Genomic DNA, 14,931 nt, shown 5'->3' with positions numbered 1-14,931 from the left:
GGGAAAGCGGTCGGCTCGGGTGCGTCGCTCCGGACGCGCTGCACGGTCTGGGCGGTCTGGGCGGTCTGGGATGTCCCGCCATGAGGATCGTCCGATGGGGATGACGGGGCCGACCCCGGGCGGGGTCGGCAGCCGGCTCGTCCGCCCGTCGTCCAGCGGCGGGGTGCTGCGTTGCGATCGTTCCGGTACGCGGGGCCCCGGCGGCGGACCTCCTTCCGACGGAGGCAGCACATGGGGAGGCGGCGGTGGTGGGCCCGATGTGGCGGGAAGCTTCCGGGTCTGCTCGCCGGCGGTCATGCGCGGAGCATCGGGACCGGGGATGCGGCCTGCGGATCGCGGATACCGCTTGTCGCGGGGGCTCGCGGGATCGTCGTGGCGCGGGTCCGGGTGGCGCGGGCCGCCGTCATAGCGCGCGCCGTCGTACCGCGGGTCGCCCTGCCGCCGGTCTTCATGGCGCGGCGTGTCGAACCGTGGCGCGCCACGGCGTCCGTCCGGGTCAACCGGATGGTTCCGCTTCGGACGGTCCCGTTCGGAGTACCGGGGCCGGCGCGCGAGTCCCCGGTCCGGATCTGGCTGCTCCGGACGGATCTGCCCGGGATAACCGGGATACGACTGGTCCGGGGGGAACCGGGCCGGGCGTTCGGCCGCCGGGTAGCCGTCCTCGTCGGAATACCCGACGTCGGAATACCCGGCGTCGCGTGGGTCCCGGTCCGACGGTCCATCGCCGGGACCGGTACCGCGATCACGCCGGGGGCCGGTACCACCCCTGCGATGCCGGGCCCCCGGCCGGCCTTCCTCCTCGACCGGCGTCATGGGCCGCTCCGTCGCCGTCGGAAGGGAGCTGTGGCCGCCGAGTCGTCGGTGTCCTCCTGGCTGTCGAGGCCGTGGCGAAGGGTGCCTCGGTCCTGGCCTTCATAGCGCCGGATGGCCGTCCGCACCACCGGCGTCGTCGTAGTCGAGGTGGCGGCTTCGCGCTTGTCGTCGCCACTATGCCGGGTCGAGACCGAGGCGGCCGGGGTGACCGGATCGACCTGGTTCACCGGGCTCACCGGGTCCACCGGGTCCACCGGGTGGAGCGGGGCAGCCGGGTGGAGCGGGCCCGCCGGTCCGGTCGCCGCCTCGTGCGGGCCCGCCGGCCCGCCCAGGTCGTCCTTGGCCCCCCGCAGCCGTCGCGCCAGGCGGATGACGACCGCCAGGAGCAGCACGCCGACGGCACCGATGGTGATCGCGGTCGCGACGGCGCCGTAGACGGTGGATCGGACGAGAACCCGGTTCGGTGGCTCCGTGGACAGCGCCTGCCCGTCGAGGTTGAGTTTGCGGATCTCGAGGGGAAACGTCCCCGCACCCTCGGCCTCCATCTCGATCTCGACCTGAGCCTTCTGCCCTGGGGGAAGGCGGAGTGTCTGCCGGGCCGGCGAGCGCAGCCGGGACCGGTCGGTCGAAGAGAAGGCGAGCACCACAGTGACCTCGTACTGGGTGTTGTTCTCCAGGGTGATCGGGACCAGCCCACGTCTGCTCGTCAGGTTGACGCTGCGGGAGGCCACCACCTGGATTCCGTTGCGGATCGCGGACGCCTCCCCGTCCACCTGCTGGCTCAACGACACACCGTCAACCCTGCGGTCTCCCCGCCACGCGGCGGAGGTCGCCGTGACAAGTGTGTTCTTCATCGGGTTGATGAGCTGCAGCTGGCACCTGGGGCCGCGCCTGGGCGGGCACAGCACGGGGCTCAGGGCCTGCACCTCGTCAAGGACGTCCTCGACGGCGGTGAGGTAGTCGGTCGGCAGCTCGCGGGCCTGTGCCTCGGCCGGGTAGGCAAGCCGGCCCGGCCGGTCGTCCGGCCGGCTCTGGCCCCCGACACCTGCGTCGAGTCCCACCGAGGTGGAGTAGCCGCTGGTGAGGGTGTCGAGTACCGACCGTGCCCAGTCGCTCGGCGGGTCCCAGTCCCGGGGCAGCGCCAGGATCTGGAACCGTTGCTCGGGCCGTTCGGCGGTGATCATGCCGAGCTCGGCCCGCAGGCGTGCCAGGGCCGTCCCGAAGTCGGGACCGTCGGGCAGCCCGGTGTAGGCGGTTGCGATCCTGGTGAGCTGGCTGTCGGCCGCGAGCGCCTGGATCGGTCCGGCCGAGGTGGCGAGGCTGACGGTCGCCGACGGGGTGTAGGTGATCTTCGCTGCGGAGGGTAGCAGCTGGTCATCGAGGATCACGGTCCCGACCTCCAGCTGGCGCAGTATGTCCGCGGTGGTGGCGTCCGCCGACCCGTCGGCGGGATAGGCGATGGTGCCCTTCTGCAGGGGGTCACGCCCCAACAGGTGGGCCAGCACAACTTCGCCAGTCTTGACGGCGTACTTCACCGTGTCCAGCTTCCGGGCGCGGACGAGCGCGGTCAGATCGGCATCTCCGTAGGGCAGTGCGAACACCACGCCTCCCTGCTCGGCGAAGCGCACGATGTCGGAGAGGAAAAGGGCCGCGTTGGCGTCCGTCTGCGCATGAACGGGCCCGCCCGGGGTGGCGTAGTCGTAGCCGCCCGGCTGCGCCATGATGGTCAGCGCCTGCACCAGGGTCGGATCGACGGCGAGCGTGACCGGCGGCGTGGCGGCGGTCAGCAGCCGGGACAGCCGGCCGCCCGGCTTCACCTCGTCCGCGAGCGCGTTGTCGGTCAGCCGGCCGTCCGAGCGCAGGCGCGGCTGATCTGCGATCGGCAGGACCGCGGCGACCGGTGTCCTCGGCTGCTGTGGGTTCGGCGCCCAGACCAGGAAGGTGTAGGCCGCGCCGATCGGTACCACGGCGCGGCCCCCGACGGAGCCGGTAATCCGTAGCTGGACCGGGTACACCCCCAGGCTCGGCGGCAGGTCCAGCGCGGCGCGATCGGCGGCGATCCGGAAGGGCACGGGCGCGGCACCCTGGATGGGCGGGGCGGCCAGCGGTTGGGTGCCGTCGCCGTTCGCGAGGACCACCTGGCGGTAGCTGCGTGTTCTCGCCGCGGCCGGGTCATCGGTCAGAGTGGCCAGCTGCCCGCGTGAGGTCACCCTGGCGCCGATCCACAGGCTCATGGAGAGGTGGGCCAGCGGCTCCCCGACCGTGGTGATGAGCTGGCCGCTGACGGAGAGCATGGTCGATCCCCCCGGGGTGGGGGGACTCACCTCATCCAGATCGATCGTCACCGGATTCGGCGGACCGCCGGGTCTGGCTGCCGTGCCACCCGGAGTGATAGATAGCGAATTATCTGATTTGTCGGTGGATGAAGATGTGGAAGACCGTGGTGTTCTTGTGGATGAATTGTGGTGGGTAACCGGTTCGACGAGGACTCCCCCGGCCGGCACGGGGGTCGAAGCCGAGGCCGAGGCCGAAGCCGCGCAGACCCCGGGCACGGCCACGGCGAACAGGGCTAGCGCCGCGAGTATCGCCGCCCGGCGCAACGGCGCGCGACCGGTGGTGGAGATCGGCGGCGGCATGGGTTGATCGTACGAGTCCCCCGGCGACCAGCCGGCCCGCCTGTCCGGGACGCCGGGGTTACGGCTTGATTCCGCTGGGCCCTTCCCGGGCGGACGCCGAGAAATCATGATCATTGTTTTGGGTCCACGTAACGGATCATGGGCGGTGAGGCCGTAACCTGAAGGTGTGTCAGTGATCAGGCTGGACAATCCGCGAGACTCGGCCGAACGGGTGGTGAGTGAGCTGCTGAGGGTGCCGCCGGCCGCCGATGAGCTCGGTCGCGTCTTCATCGCGAACGGTTACCTCCTTCACCTCGTCGGTGGTTCGGTACGGGACGCCCTGCTCGGCCGGCCGGCGTCCGCCGTGTCCGGGGCCGCACCAGCCGATCTCGACTTCGCCACGGATGCTCGCCCCGAGCGGGTTCTGGAGATCACCCGAGGATGGGCGGAGGCGACCTGGGAGGCCGGAATCGCCTTCGGCACGGTCGGGCTCGCTCGGCACGGTGTCCGGTTCGAGATCACCACCTACCGTAGTGAGGCGTACGACCGGCAGTCCCGCAACCCGGCCGTGACCTACGGCGACAGCCTGGAGGCGGACCTGTCCCGGCGGGACTTCACCGTGAATGCGATGGCGGTGTCCGTGCCCGGCCATGACTTCGTCGACCTGTTCGGCGGGATGACAGATCTCGCCCGCGGCGTGCTGCGTACCCCCGCAAGCCCCGAGGCATCGTTCGACGACGACCCGCTGCGCATCCTGCGGGCCGCCAGGTTCGAGGCGGCCCTGGGCCTCACCCCGGTACCCGAGCTGGTCGCGGCGATGCGCTCGCGGGCAGATCGGCTCGCGATCGTCTCCCCCGAGCGGGTCCGCGACGAACTGCGCAAGCTCATGCTGGCTCCTGACCCGGTCGCCGGTCTGGAGCGGTTGGTCGAGGTCGGGATCGCCGACATCGTGCTGCCTGAGGTGTCCGCCATGCGGATGGAGATCGACGAGCACCACCAGCACAAGGACGTCTACGCCCACACCATGACGGTGCTGCGTCAGGCGATGATCTTGGAGGAGCCGGGGGAGCCGGACGAGGTGCTGCGCTGGGCCGCGCTGCTGCATGACATCGGCAAGCCGCGGACCCGTCGGCACATGGCGGGCGGGCGGGTGTCCTTCCACCACCATGAGGTCGTCGGCCGGGACATGACCCGCCGTCGGCTCGCGGCGCTGCACTTCCCCAAGGACGTGACCGACGCGGTCTGCCGGCTCGTCTACCTGCACCTGCGCTTCCACGGATACGGGGCGGGCGAGTGGACCGACGCCGCCGTACGCCGCTACGTGCACGACGCGGGTCCCCAGCTCTCCCGGCTACACAAGCTGGTCCGCTCGGATTGCACGACCCGCAACCGGCGCAAGGCCGCGGCGTTGTCCCGGACGTACGACTCGCTCGAGGAACGGATCGCCGAGCTCGCCGCGCGCGAGGAGATCGCCGCGATCCGGCCGGAGCTTTCCGGGGACGACATCATGGCGCTGCTGGGGCTGTCACCGTCCCGGTTGGTGGGTCAGGCCCGGTCGCACATGCTGGAGTTCCGCTTCGAGCACGGGATCGTCGGCCGGGAGGCCGCCGAGGCCGAGCTGTTCCGGTGGGCCCGGGAGCACGAGGCGCCCGTTCCCGGTGAGCTCACGCCTCGGCGGGGGTGACCGGCCTGGGCTGGCCGTCCGGGCCAGGCTGGCCGTCCGGGCCAGGGTGGTCGGCCGACCGTGCCGATCTGGGCTCGCCGATGTGACGGATGATCCGGTCTTCCGGATGGCGGCGGGCGGCCCGGTAGTACAGGATCCCGGCGAGCGCGTAGCCGGCCCCGGCCACTAGGACCACCGGAACGGACCGGCCCTCGTCCGGCAGGACCACGGCGGCCACCGCCGCGGCGGCCACGAAGGCGACGTTGAACAGCAGGTCGTAGAGCGAGAAGGCGCGACCGCGGTAGGCGTCGTCGGTCTCCTCCTGCACGATGGTGTCCACGCAGATCTTGCTGGCCTGTGCGGAAAACCCGAGCAATGCTGCCGCGACGATGAACAGCGTCGAGGAAAAGGGCAGCCCGAGCGCGACCTCGACAACCCCGCCGAGTACCAGGACGAGGGCGATCCAGCTCGACTTCGGCATGCGCCCCGTAACGTGGGGAGTCGCGACCGCGGCGCTGACCGTGCCGGCCCCACTGGCGGCAACGACGGCGGCGAGCCCCGCGAGCCCGCCTTCCGGGCCAGTGAAGTAGTTGCGATACAGCAACACCGTCATCACGAGGATCAGGCCGTAGACGGCTCGCGAGGTGGTGAGGGCGGCGAGCGCCCGCCGGGCCGGCCCGTGGTTCACCAGATAGCGGGCGCCGTCAAGCATGTCGGCGACGACCTGGGTGGTCTGCGCCCAGGCGCCCTGCCAGGCCACCGTCTCCAGCGGACCGAAGTCGCTCCGTCCCGCCCGCGCCGCGGTGACGGCGGCCACAAGGTAGGTGAAAGCTGCCAGACCGGCGACGAACGCCACCGTCCCGTCCTCGCCGCCGATCAGCCCGCGCAGTCCGCTGCCGACACCGGCTCCGGCGAGCGTCGCGACGGTGCCGGAGGTGACGGACAGGGCGTTCGCCGTGACGAGCCGGTCGAGGCCGACCACGACCGGGAGCCCGGCGGACAGCGCCGCCAGCACGAAGCGGTTCATGCTCACCGACGCCAGTGCCACCGCGTAGAAGTCGACGCCCGTCCGGCCGGTGGCGATCAGAGCGACCAGGATGCCCATCAATAGCATCCGGACGAGTGAGCAGACCACCAGAACCCGCTGGCGGGACACGCGATCGAGCACGATGCCGGCGAAGGGTCCGATGACGCTGAACGGCAGCACGACGATCGCGAGCGACGCGGCCAGGGCCGCCGCCGAGGTCGCCCGTTCGGGGGAGAACAGCACATAGCTGACGAGGCTCGCCTGGAAGACGCCGTCGGCGGCCTGGGAGGTGAGTCTGGACGCGTAGAGCATCCGGAACCCACGGCCGTGCAGCAGCTCACGAAGGTTCTCCGCCCGGGCCACGTCGTCAGCTTAGGACCAGACTGATCGACTCCGGGCACAAGGTCCGGCCGTCCCCTCCGGGCTGCCGGACACCTGTGTTTCCGACCGGGTCCGCTGGCCGGCCGATCCGACGAGGAGGACCCGACGAGAAAGATGAGGACGACGAGAAATCAGCCCTCGATCAGCCCTCGTCGCGGATGAATGCCTCCACCCTGTCCCGGGCCTCGTTGTCGCGGTACTGCTCCGGCGGGGACTTCATGAAATAGGAGGAGGCGGAGAGGACCGGGCCGCCGATGCCCCGGTCGAGCGCGATCTTGGCGCAGCGCACCGCGTCGATGACCACCCCGGCGCTGTTGGGGGAGTCCCACACCTCAAGCTTGTACTCGAGGTTCAGCGGCACGTCGCCGAAGGCACGTCCCTCAAGGCGGACATAGGCCCACTTGCGGTCGTCCAGCCAGGCGACGTAGTCCGACGGCCCGATGTGCACGTTGTCCCTGCCGAGGTCGTGAGAGACCTGGGAGGTCACGGCCTGCGTCTTGGAGATCTTCTTGGACTCCAGCCGCTCGCGTTCCAACATGTTCTTGAAGTCCATGTTGCCGCCGACGTTGAGCTGCATGGTCCGATCCAGGATCACGCCGCGGTCCTCGAAGAGCTTCGCCAGAACCCGGTGGGTGATGGTCGCGCCGACCTGTGACTTGATGTCGTCGCCGACGATCGGCACGCCGGCCGCGCGGAACTTCTCCGCCCACTCGGGCACCCCGGCGATGAACACCGGCAGGCAGTTGATGAAGGCGACGCCGGCGTCGATGGCGCACTGGGCGTAGAACTTCGCGGCGTCCTCGGAACCGACCGGCAAGTAGCAGACGAGCACGTCGGCACGGGTCTCCCGCAGGGTCGCGACGACGTCGACCGACTGCTCGTCCGACTCCTCGATGGTCTCCCGGTAGTAGCGGCCGAGGCCGTCGAGAGTGTGCCCGCGGGCGACGGTGACCCCGAGCGGCGGGACATCCGCGATCTTGATGGTGTTGTTCTCGCTGGCGACGATGGCCTCGGAGAGGTCGCGGCCGACCTTCTTCGCGTCCACGTCGAACGCGGCGACGAATGTCAGGTCCGAGACGTGGTACTCGCCCAGCCGCACGTGCATCAGCCCGGGGACCTGGGCCGACGGGTCGGCATCGCGGTAGTACTCAATCCCCTGGACCAGCGAGGCAGCGCAGTTGCCCACGCCGACAATGGCGACACGTACCGAGCCCATGACGGTCTGCTCCTTAGCTGAGATCTTCGTGGAAATGGGTCATCTGGGGCATACAGCTCCGCCGCGGCATTCCCGATCATGCTGGTCGGGAACAGGGACCCGCTACGGGATGATGTTCATCGGGTGGTCGGGACCTCGCCGTCGGGGTCCTGGCCGGCTGTCCGCGGGGCATGCCTGCTCCGGCCACGCCTGTTCACGTTTACATTCAGGTGCGCGTCGGCGTCGGCAGGTGTGCCGTCCTCCCGTGCGCGCGGGTCGTCCTGGCGGTCCGCCTGCGCCGGAGGGCTTCCCGGCCCGCTTGGGCGGGCCGGTCCGACGACGGGTGCCCCCGGCTGCACGGATCCTGTGGACGGGTTTGTGGACAAACCTGTGGATCCTGTGGACAACTGTGGTCCCTGGGTGCCGGTGGGGGTGCCGGCGCGTTCGGTCTCGATCAGCTCGTTCAGCCAGCGGACCTCACGTTCGACCGATTCCAGGCCGTGGCGCTGCAACTCGAGTGTGTAGGAGTCGAAACGCTCGACGGTCCGGGTCAGGGCCGACCGAACCTTCTCCCGGCGCTCCTCGAGCCGCCCGCGGCGACCTTCGAGGATGCGGAGGCGGACAGCGGCGTCCGTCTTCGAGAAGAAGACGAAGCGCACGCCGAACATCTCGTCTTCCCAGGACGACGGTCCGCCCTCGCCCAGCAGGTCCGCGAGCTTCTCCTTGCCCTCGCCCGTCAGGGTGTAGACGACCCGGCTGCGCCCGCCGAGACGGCCCGCGGCGCTGACGTCGTCCGCGGTGACGTATCCGGCGGACGCGAGACGACGCAGACAGGGATAGAGCGAGCCGTAGCTGAACCGGTGGAACGCGCCGAGCAGCACCGCGAGCCGTTTGCGCAGTTCATAGCCGTGCATAGGGCTCTCGGAGAGCAGGGCGAGGACCGCCAGCTCCAGCATGATCTACCCCTCCTCGACCGTGATGCCCCGCGATGCGCCGCCGGTCGTTCCGCGAGCCGTGGCGGCTGGCCGCCACGGCTCGCGGAACGACCGTCTCGACATATCGAAGCGATACATCGAGGATAGGCGTCGCGGGACGAGTACCGCAACCAGGAATGACCAGTCGGCGACCGGGAGATGACAGATAGGCGCTCTGCTGGTGCATCCCGACCCCGGCCGGACCATCGATGGATCCACCGGCCGCCGAACGGGCGTCGCGCCCTGGCGAGGGTGTTCCCCGAGCCTGTGGAGCGTGGAAAACCCCGGCTGCCAGGGGATAATCGGCCGAGATCCGCGCATCGGAAGGGGCCGGTGGCCGCCCGGGGCGGACGCTGTCCGACGGTCCCGTCGGTGGCCGGAGACCATCCCGCGCGGCCAGATCCCGGTGCGGGCGGGCTCACACTGTCATCCGGCTCACAGCCGGGATGTGTGAGGTGGGAGACGGTTTGGCGGCTGTCTGGACCGTCTGTCTGGAAGCCGACTCCGGCGTACCGTTGCTGGCATGCGTCCGCGGTCGGTCATCGACTACGCGCTTGCCCGCCGGGCGACGCTGGCGGATCTCTTCGCGGGCAGAATCTCGCCGTTGGATGCCTGTGACGCGTATCCTTATCTGCTGCGGGCGGCCAGGTACCACGGTGAGCGGACCACGAAGCGATGCCCGGTCTGCCGAGGCGGCGATCCACTCATCCATGTCACCTACGCCTACGGCGACGAGCTCGGGGAGAGCTCCGGCCGGGCCCGCATCACCAGGGAGCTCCCCATGCTCGCATCGAGGTACAGCGAGCTGCAGGTCTATGTGGTGGAGGTGTGTCCGCCCTGCGGCTGGAACCACCTGGTCACTTCTTATGTGATCGGGACGGGGGAGCCGAAGGCGAAGAAGCAGGCCCGGCGGCGGACCGCTGACGGCTGGTCGTCCCCGAGAGGCGCGAAGGACGCCCTGCGCGAGGGGGCGGAACCCGGCGTGAGATCCTGGTCTGCCATGTGGGTCTCATGGCAGGTCCTGGCGGGGCATCCGCCATGGGCTGACCTCGTCACAGCCTCGTCGGGTGAATGCGGCGAGTGAGCGAACATCACGTGGTCGGCCCCGGTCCGATGGTGGACCGGTGGTCGCCGGGATCGTGCATGGTCCGGGCCGAGACGGGCCGGTTCTGTGGATCCTGTGGATCCTGTGGAAATCGGACCTCCGGTGATGGTTGGGGGCGCCGGCCCGTCTCCTGCGGCGGTCCGGGTACCGGGGAGTCCCGCGGCGACGGATGGAGCGGTTGGTGAGCTCTCCCTACGATCAGGGCTCTAGTCGGGGTGGTCCTGCACCTGACCGAGCATGGCCTAACCCGGACGGCCAGTCCCGGGTAACCGCGGACCGGGTACCCCCGGACCGCGCCCGGCGGCCGGAGCAGGCCCAGGCAGGCCACGTCCAGGGACGCCGGCTGGTGCCGCCAGCGGGCCGGCCCACCGGCGGGCGAGGGGAGCGCACCGCTCTCGTGCCACCCGCGGCTCCCCCCGCCGCGGCGAGGACGAACATGCCGCCGGATGGTAGGACCGGTCGGGGTGCCGGTCCCGCCGCCGGGGGGTGGGTGCCGGACCGCGGCGTCGGGAAGTCCGACGTGCCCGGCCGTGAACCGTCCAGTGGTCGTCCCGGCATGCCCGTTGGCGAGGCGACCGGTCGTCGCCGAGGAGGCGGCGCGCCATCCGGTCGGGCGGCCCCCACCAGGCGGGTTCCCGGCCGTGGGTTCTCCGATCGGACCGCCTCTGACCGTGGCGTCCCCGACCGTGGGCCGGACCGGCCGGCCGCCGAGGTCAACACCCTGTACGACACCGTCGACCAGGAGGCCCTACGGCGGGTCGATGTCCGGGAACGCACCGTGGACGCCACCATCTACCACAAGGTGACGCCGGAGCGGGACTCCCGGAACGGCCGCCGCAACGGGGTGTCGGACCGCGACCGCATGACCGAGGTAACGTCCGCTCGGCAGGTGGCCGGTCGGCGCGACCTCACCCGCGCTACCGAGCTGATGGCCGTCCGGACCCGGGCACGGGAGGGAGGTGGATCGGCCGCTACCCGCCGGATGGCGGGTGGGCGACCGGGTGCGGATCGGATCGAGCCCCGCCGGACCGGTCCAGGCCGATCCTCCCGGGCGGAGATGGGTGCCCCGGGCGGGCCGGGAGGAACCGGGCGCCGCAACGGGAAGGCCTCCCGGCCGGGCCAGGGGCGACACGGCCCGATGTGGTGGCGACAGCGCCCGCGCTGGATGCGCCGTCTGGTCTTCGCCGGCTTCTTCTCCGGCCTTCTCCTGTTCGTCGCCGGCATCGGCGTCATCTACGCGGCGACCCAGGTCCCGCTGCCTGCCGAGGTGAAAACCGACCAGACGTCGATCATCTTCTACGGACCGCCGGCCGGCTCGCATCAGGACAACGGTGAGGAGCTTGCCCGGATCGGCACCGTGAACCGCACCGACGTGCCGCTCGCCGAAGTGTCCATGGACCTGCAGCACGCGGTGCTCGCGGCCGAGGACAAGAACTTCTATCACGAACCCGGTATCTCTCCCAAGGGCATCGCCCGGGCGCTCTACGTGCACCTCACCGGCGGGGAGCTGCAGGGTGGTTCGACCATCACCCAGCAGTACGCCAAGAACGCGTACCTGTCGCAGGAGCGGACCTTCACCCGCAAGATGCGCGAGATCGTGCTCGCGGTGAAGCTGGGCCAGAAGTACTCCAAGGGACAGATCCTGGAGTTCTACCTGAATACGATCTACTTCGGCCGGGGCGCCTACGGTATCGAAGCGGCGGCGAAGGCCTACTTCAACACCCCGGCCGCCAAACTCACCCCCGCTCAGGGGGCGGTCATCGCGGGCCTGATCCGATCACCCAACTACCTCGACCCGGCCAAGAACCCGGGTCCGGCGGCGAACCGCTGGCACGACGTGGTCGCGACGATGGTTGCCGAGGGCTGGGCTCCGCCGGAACTCGCCCAGCAGAGCCCCCCACCCGTGGCCGCGAAGGCGGAGGACGCCGCCGCCTCGTCCGATCAGATCGCGTACATCCGCAACCAGGTCAAACGTGAGCTTACGACCGTCGGGAAGATCACCGAGGACCAGATCAACCGCGGTGGACTGCGCATCACGACCACGATCGACAAGGGGCGGCAGTTCAAGGCCTTCCAGGCGGTGAGCGACGTGCTGGGCCCGGCGTACGCCGCAGTGCCGGATCTGCGTACCGGGCTCACCGCGGTAGAACCCGGGACCGGCAGGATCCTCGCCTGGTACGGCGGGTCGCTCTACGGCAAGGACGCACAGGGCCATGAGCAGTACGTCGACAACGTGTCAGGGGCGCAGGTGCAGTCCGCCTCCACCTTCAAGACGATCACCTTGGTCGCGGCGCTGCGCCAGAACATCAACCTCAAGTCGACTTTCGCCGCTCCCGCCAAGATCACGCTGCCGGGGAACTACGTGGTCAGCAACGACGAGGGCGAGCCGGGTGATCTCGGGTACAAGGATCTCATCGAGGCGACGGCGGGCTCCATCAACACGGTGTACGTACCGTTGGGGCAGAACATCGGCGTCTCGAACATCGTCAAGACCGCGCGCGACCTTGGCATCCCGAGCAGCACTCAGCTTCGCAACGAGGCGGGTATCACCCTGGGCCAGGACGACGTGCGCGCGGTGGACATGACCGCGGTCTACGCGACCCTCGCCGGCAACGGAGTGCGGGCCACGCCGCACATCGTCGACAAGGTGGTCGACGGCAAGGGGCAGGTGATCTACTCGGGTACCCCGGATGCGAAGCAGGTCATCCCGGCCGCGGTGGCCCGCGACGCCACGTACGCCCTGCAGAGCGTGCTGACGGATCCGAGCGGCACCGGGAAGCGGGCCCGGCTGGATGGCGGGCGCGAGGCCGCCGGCAAGACCGGGACGTCGAGCAACTTCCGGTCGGCCTGGTTCTGCGGATACACCAGGGAAATCGCGTCCTGCGTGAACATGTTCCGGGGCAAGGGCACCGAGCAGGACGTGCTGAAGGGCATGCCCGGCGCCGACAAGGGCGTCTACGGAGGTAACTACCCGGCCAAGGTGTGGAAGGCGTTCATGGACGCCGCGCTGACGGGGGTGCCCCCGTCGAAGTTCGATTCGCCGGCCTTCGGTGGCCTCGTGCAGGATAACGAGCCCGAGCCGACTCCCACACCCACCCCGGCGCCGAGCGCCCCATCGAGCCAGCCCGGCGATACCGGGCTCAACCTGGGCGATCTCCTGAACCCCAGTGGCAACGGCAACGGCAACGGCAATGGCGACGGCAATGGCAACGGCAGTGGTCAGCAGGGTGCCGGCCAGCAGGGCCGGCCAGCTCGACAGACGGGGATCTTCTCCGACCCGTTCAGTTGACCGGGAGGTCGAGTTCAGTGCTGTCATGGGCTGTCATGGGGCGAGAATGACGGGCATGGCCCTGTCCGCGGCGTCCCCCGTCCGCGTCAGCCCGGCCCGGGAGGACCCGGTCGTCGCGGGGGCAAGCCAGCTCATCGGTGGGCCGCCGGGTGAGCACGCGGTCGTGCCCGACCGGCGTGGTTGGCTGACCCCGCTGCGGGTGCTGATGGCGATGGTCATCGTGGCTGGGGTCCTCGGCTATACCCAGAAGATCAGTTGCCGGGACACCCGGAACTGGACGCATGAGCACCAGTACACGGCGTTGTGCTACTCCGACATCGTCGCGCTGTACAGCCAGGAGGGGCTGGTCGACGGGAAGATCCCCTATCTGGACTACCCGACGGAATACCCGCCGTTGATCGGCGCCACCATGCAGCTTGTCGCCTGGCCAGCCGGTCTCGCGGACGGACCGCGGGCGGTCTACCGGGAGGAGAACGGTGAGCGTGTCTTCGACCACTACACGATGGACATGCGGTCGGCCGTCTTCTACGACCTCACCGCCCTGCTGTTCCTGATCGTGGCCTCGGTCGCGGTGTGCTGCACGGCGCTGACGGCCGGATTGAGGCGGATCTGGGACGCCGCTCTGTTCGCGCTGGCGCCGACCCTCGTGCTGCATCTGCTGACGAACTGGGACATCATCGCGGTGGCGTTCTCGGCAGGCGGCCTGCTCGCCTGGTCCAGGCGGGCTCCGAAGCTCGCCGGGATGCTGATCGGGCTCGGCATCCTCACGAAGCTCTATCCGGCCCTGTTCCTGCTCGGGTTGGCCTTCCTCTGTCTTCGGGCCGGGAGGCTGCGCGAACTGGCCCGGACCGTCTGTGCGGCGGCGGTGACGGTGCTGGTGGTCATCGTCCCGCTGTGGCTGACCGCCGGCTACTTCAACGCGGAGAACGCCCGCGTCGGCGACAGCATCTGGTCGACCTTCTGGCGAGGTGGTGACTGGACCCGACTGGTCGGTGGTGGTCCGGACGAGGCCCGCAACGCCATCGCCCGGTTTTTCGACCTGAACTCCGACCGCGGCGCCGACTGGGACTCGCTGGCGTTCGGCGCGACCTGGCTTGCCGGCCGCTACGACCCGGCCTGGTTCGGAGCGCTGCACCTGGTGGTCTCCGCGCTCACCGCCGTCGTCCTCGTCGCGGTGGCGGCGGCCGCGATCCATCATCGGCCCGATGCGCGCCGGCTGGTCATCGTGGCGGCCGCGGCCGGCTGGGTGACGATCGTCGTCGCCCAGCCGATGATCCTGCAGGGCCTGCGGGACAACGGCCTGCCCATCTCCACATTGAACATCATCACTGGGGCGGCCCTGCTGGTCTCGGTGATCGCCATCGGGTTGCTCGCCTGGCTCGCACCGCGCCGGCCCCGCCTGCCGCAGGTGCTGTTCCTGCTCGTCGTCGCCTTCCTGCTGACCAACAAGGTCTTCTCACCCCAGTACACGATCTGGCTACTACCGCTGGCGGCACTGGCTCGGCCCCGATGGCGGCTGTTCTTGCTGTGGCAGGCCTGCGAGGCGTGGGTCCTGTTCACCCGATTCATGCACTTCATCTACAACGACACGCATGGTCGTCAGGGCATCGACCGGGGATGGTTCGTCGGCGCGGTGGCCCTGCGCGACCTGGTGCTGCTCGTCCTGGCCGGATTCGTCGTCCGGGAGATCCTGCATCCGCATACCGACATCGTGCGGACCGGCGGAATGGCGTACCCGGGTGATCCGCGTGTCGCGGTCGGCTCTGCTGCCGCCGGCGATCCGGACGCCGTCGACGACCCTGCGGGCGGGGTGCTGGACCATGCCCCCGATGCCCGCGGCGGCCGGCCGGCGTGGGTGGCGGCGGCCAC

7 protein-coding genes and 1 pseudogene are annotated in these 14,931 nt (G+C 70.1%); 4 read left to right on the top strand and 4 right to left on the bottom strand.

All coding sequences use genetic code 11. From position 1 onward, the window contains the following. Positions 1 to 809: 809 nt before the first annotated feature. Positions 810 to 3,449, bottom strand: coding sequence for a DUF6049 family protein (locus AC08OU_RS14295; protein WP_476601388.1), 2,640 nt, complete (start codon positions 3,447 to 3,449; stop codon positions 810 to 812). Positions 3,450 to 3,621: 172 nt separating this feature from the next. Here AC08OU_RS14295 and AC08OU_RS14290 point away from each other — a divergent pair, with 172 nt between their 5' ends. Beyond that, positions 3,622 to 5,112 carry a CCA tRNA nucleotidyltransferase gene (locus tag AC08OU_RS14290; protein ID WP_476601389.1) on the top strand — a complete coding sequence of 497 codons (1,491 nt, stop codon included), beginning with the start codon at positions 3,622 to 3,624 and terminating at the stop codon, positions 5,110 to 5,112. Here AC08OU_RS14290 and AC08OU_RS14285 read toward each other — a convergent pair. The 3 genes from AC08OU_RS14285 to AC08OU_RS14275 form a co-directional block, all read right to left on the bottom strand. After that, positions 5,093 to 6,481 (bottom strand): MFS transporter, encoded by a 1,389-nt coding sequence (locus tag AC08OU_RS14285; RefSeq protein WP_476601390.1) that lies wholly within the window; start codon positions 6,479 to 6,481, stop codon positions 5,093 to 5,095. The two genes, AC08OU_RS14290 and AC08OU_RS14285, sit on opposite strands and share 20 nt — an antisense overlap. Positions 6,482 to 6,641: 160 nt before the next feature. After that, complete coding sequence (locus tag AC08OU_RS14280; RefSeq protein ID WP_462203072.1) at positions 6,642 to 7,715, bottom strand: inositol-3-phosphate synthase; 1,074 nt, start codon at positions 7,713 to 7,715, stop codon at positions 6,642 to 6,644. A gap of 116 nt (positions 7,716 to 7,831) precedes the next feature. Then, on the bottom strand, positions 7,832 to 8,650 hold the full coding sequence (locus AC08OU_RS14275) for a PadR family transcriptional regulator (protein ID WP_476605090.1): 819 nt from the start codon (positions 8,648 to 8,650) through the stop codon (positions 7,832 to 7,834). A gap of 541 nt (positions 8,651 to 9,191) precedes the next feature. Here AC08OU_RS14275 and AC08OU_RS14270 point away from each other — a divergent pair. The 3 genes and pseudogenes from AC08OU_RS14270 to AC08OU_RS14260 all read left to right on the top strand — a co-directional run. Beyond that, positions 9,192 to 9,593 (top strand): annotated as a pseudogene (locus tag AC08OU_RS14270) (DUF5318 family protein); the annotation flags it as partial. Positions 9,594 to 10,209: 616 nt separating this feature from the next. Next, positions 10,210 to 13,062: a transglycosylase domain-containing protein gene (locus AC08OU_RS14265; RefSeq protein WP_476605089.1), complete on the top strand. Its 2,853-nt coding sequence runs from the start codon at positions 10,210 to 10,212 to the stop codon at positions 13,060 to 13,062. 46 nt (positions 13,063 to 13,108) lie between these two features. Then, positions 13,109 to 14,931: glycosyltransferase family 87 protein (locus tag AC08OU_RS14260; protein WP_476605088.1), on the top strand; the 1,823-nt coding region annotated here is incomplete at its 3' end.

The sequence above is a fragment of the Frankia sp. CcMO1 genome (assembly GCF_977945845.1).
Note: the sequence above shows the minus strand (reverse complement) of the source record. Positions and strands in the feature narration are given on the sequence as shown.

Bases quoted from the DNA above. Each gene is read 5' to 3' on its own strand.
- AC08OU_RS14275 (WP_476605090.1), bottom strand. From the start codon at position 8,650: ATGCTGGAGCTGGCGGTCCTCGCCCTGCTCTCCGAGAGCCCTATGCAC.
- AC08OU_RS14295 (WP_476601388.1), bottom strand. From the start codon at position 3,449: ATGCCGCCGCCGATCTCCACCACCGGTCGCGCGCCGTTGCGCCGGGCG.
- AC08OU_RS14265 (WP_476605089.1), top strand. From the start codon at position 10,210: ATGCCGCCGGATGGTAGGACCGGTCGGGGTGCCGGTCCCGCCGCCGGG.
- AC08OU_RS14280 (WP_462203072.1), bottom strand. From the start codon at position 7,715: ATGGGCTCGGTACGTGTCGCCATTGTCGGCGTGGGCAACTGCGCTGCC.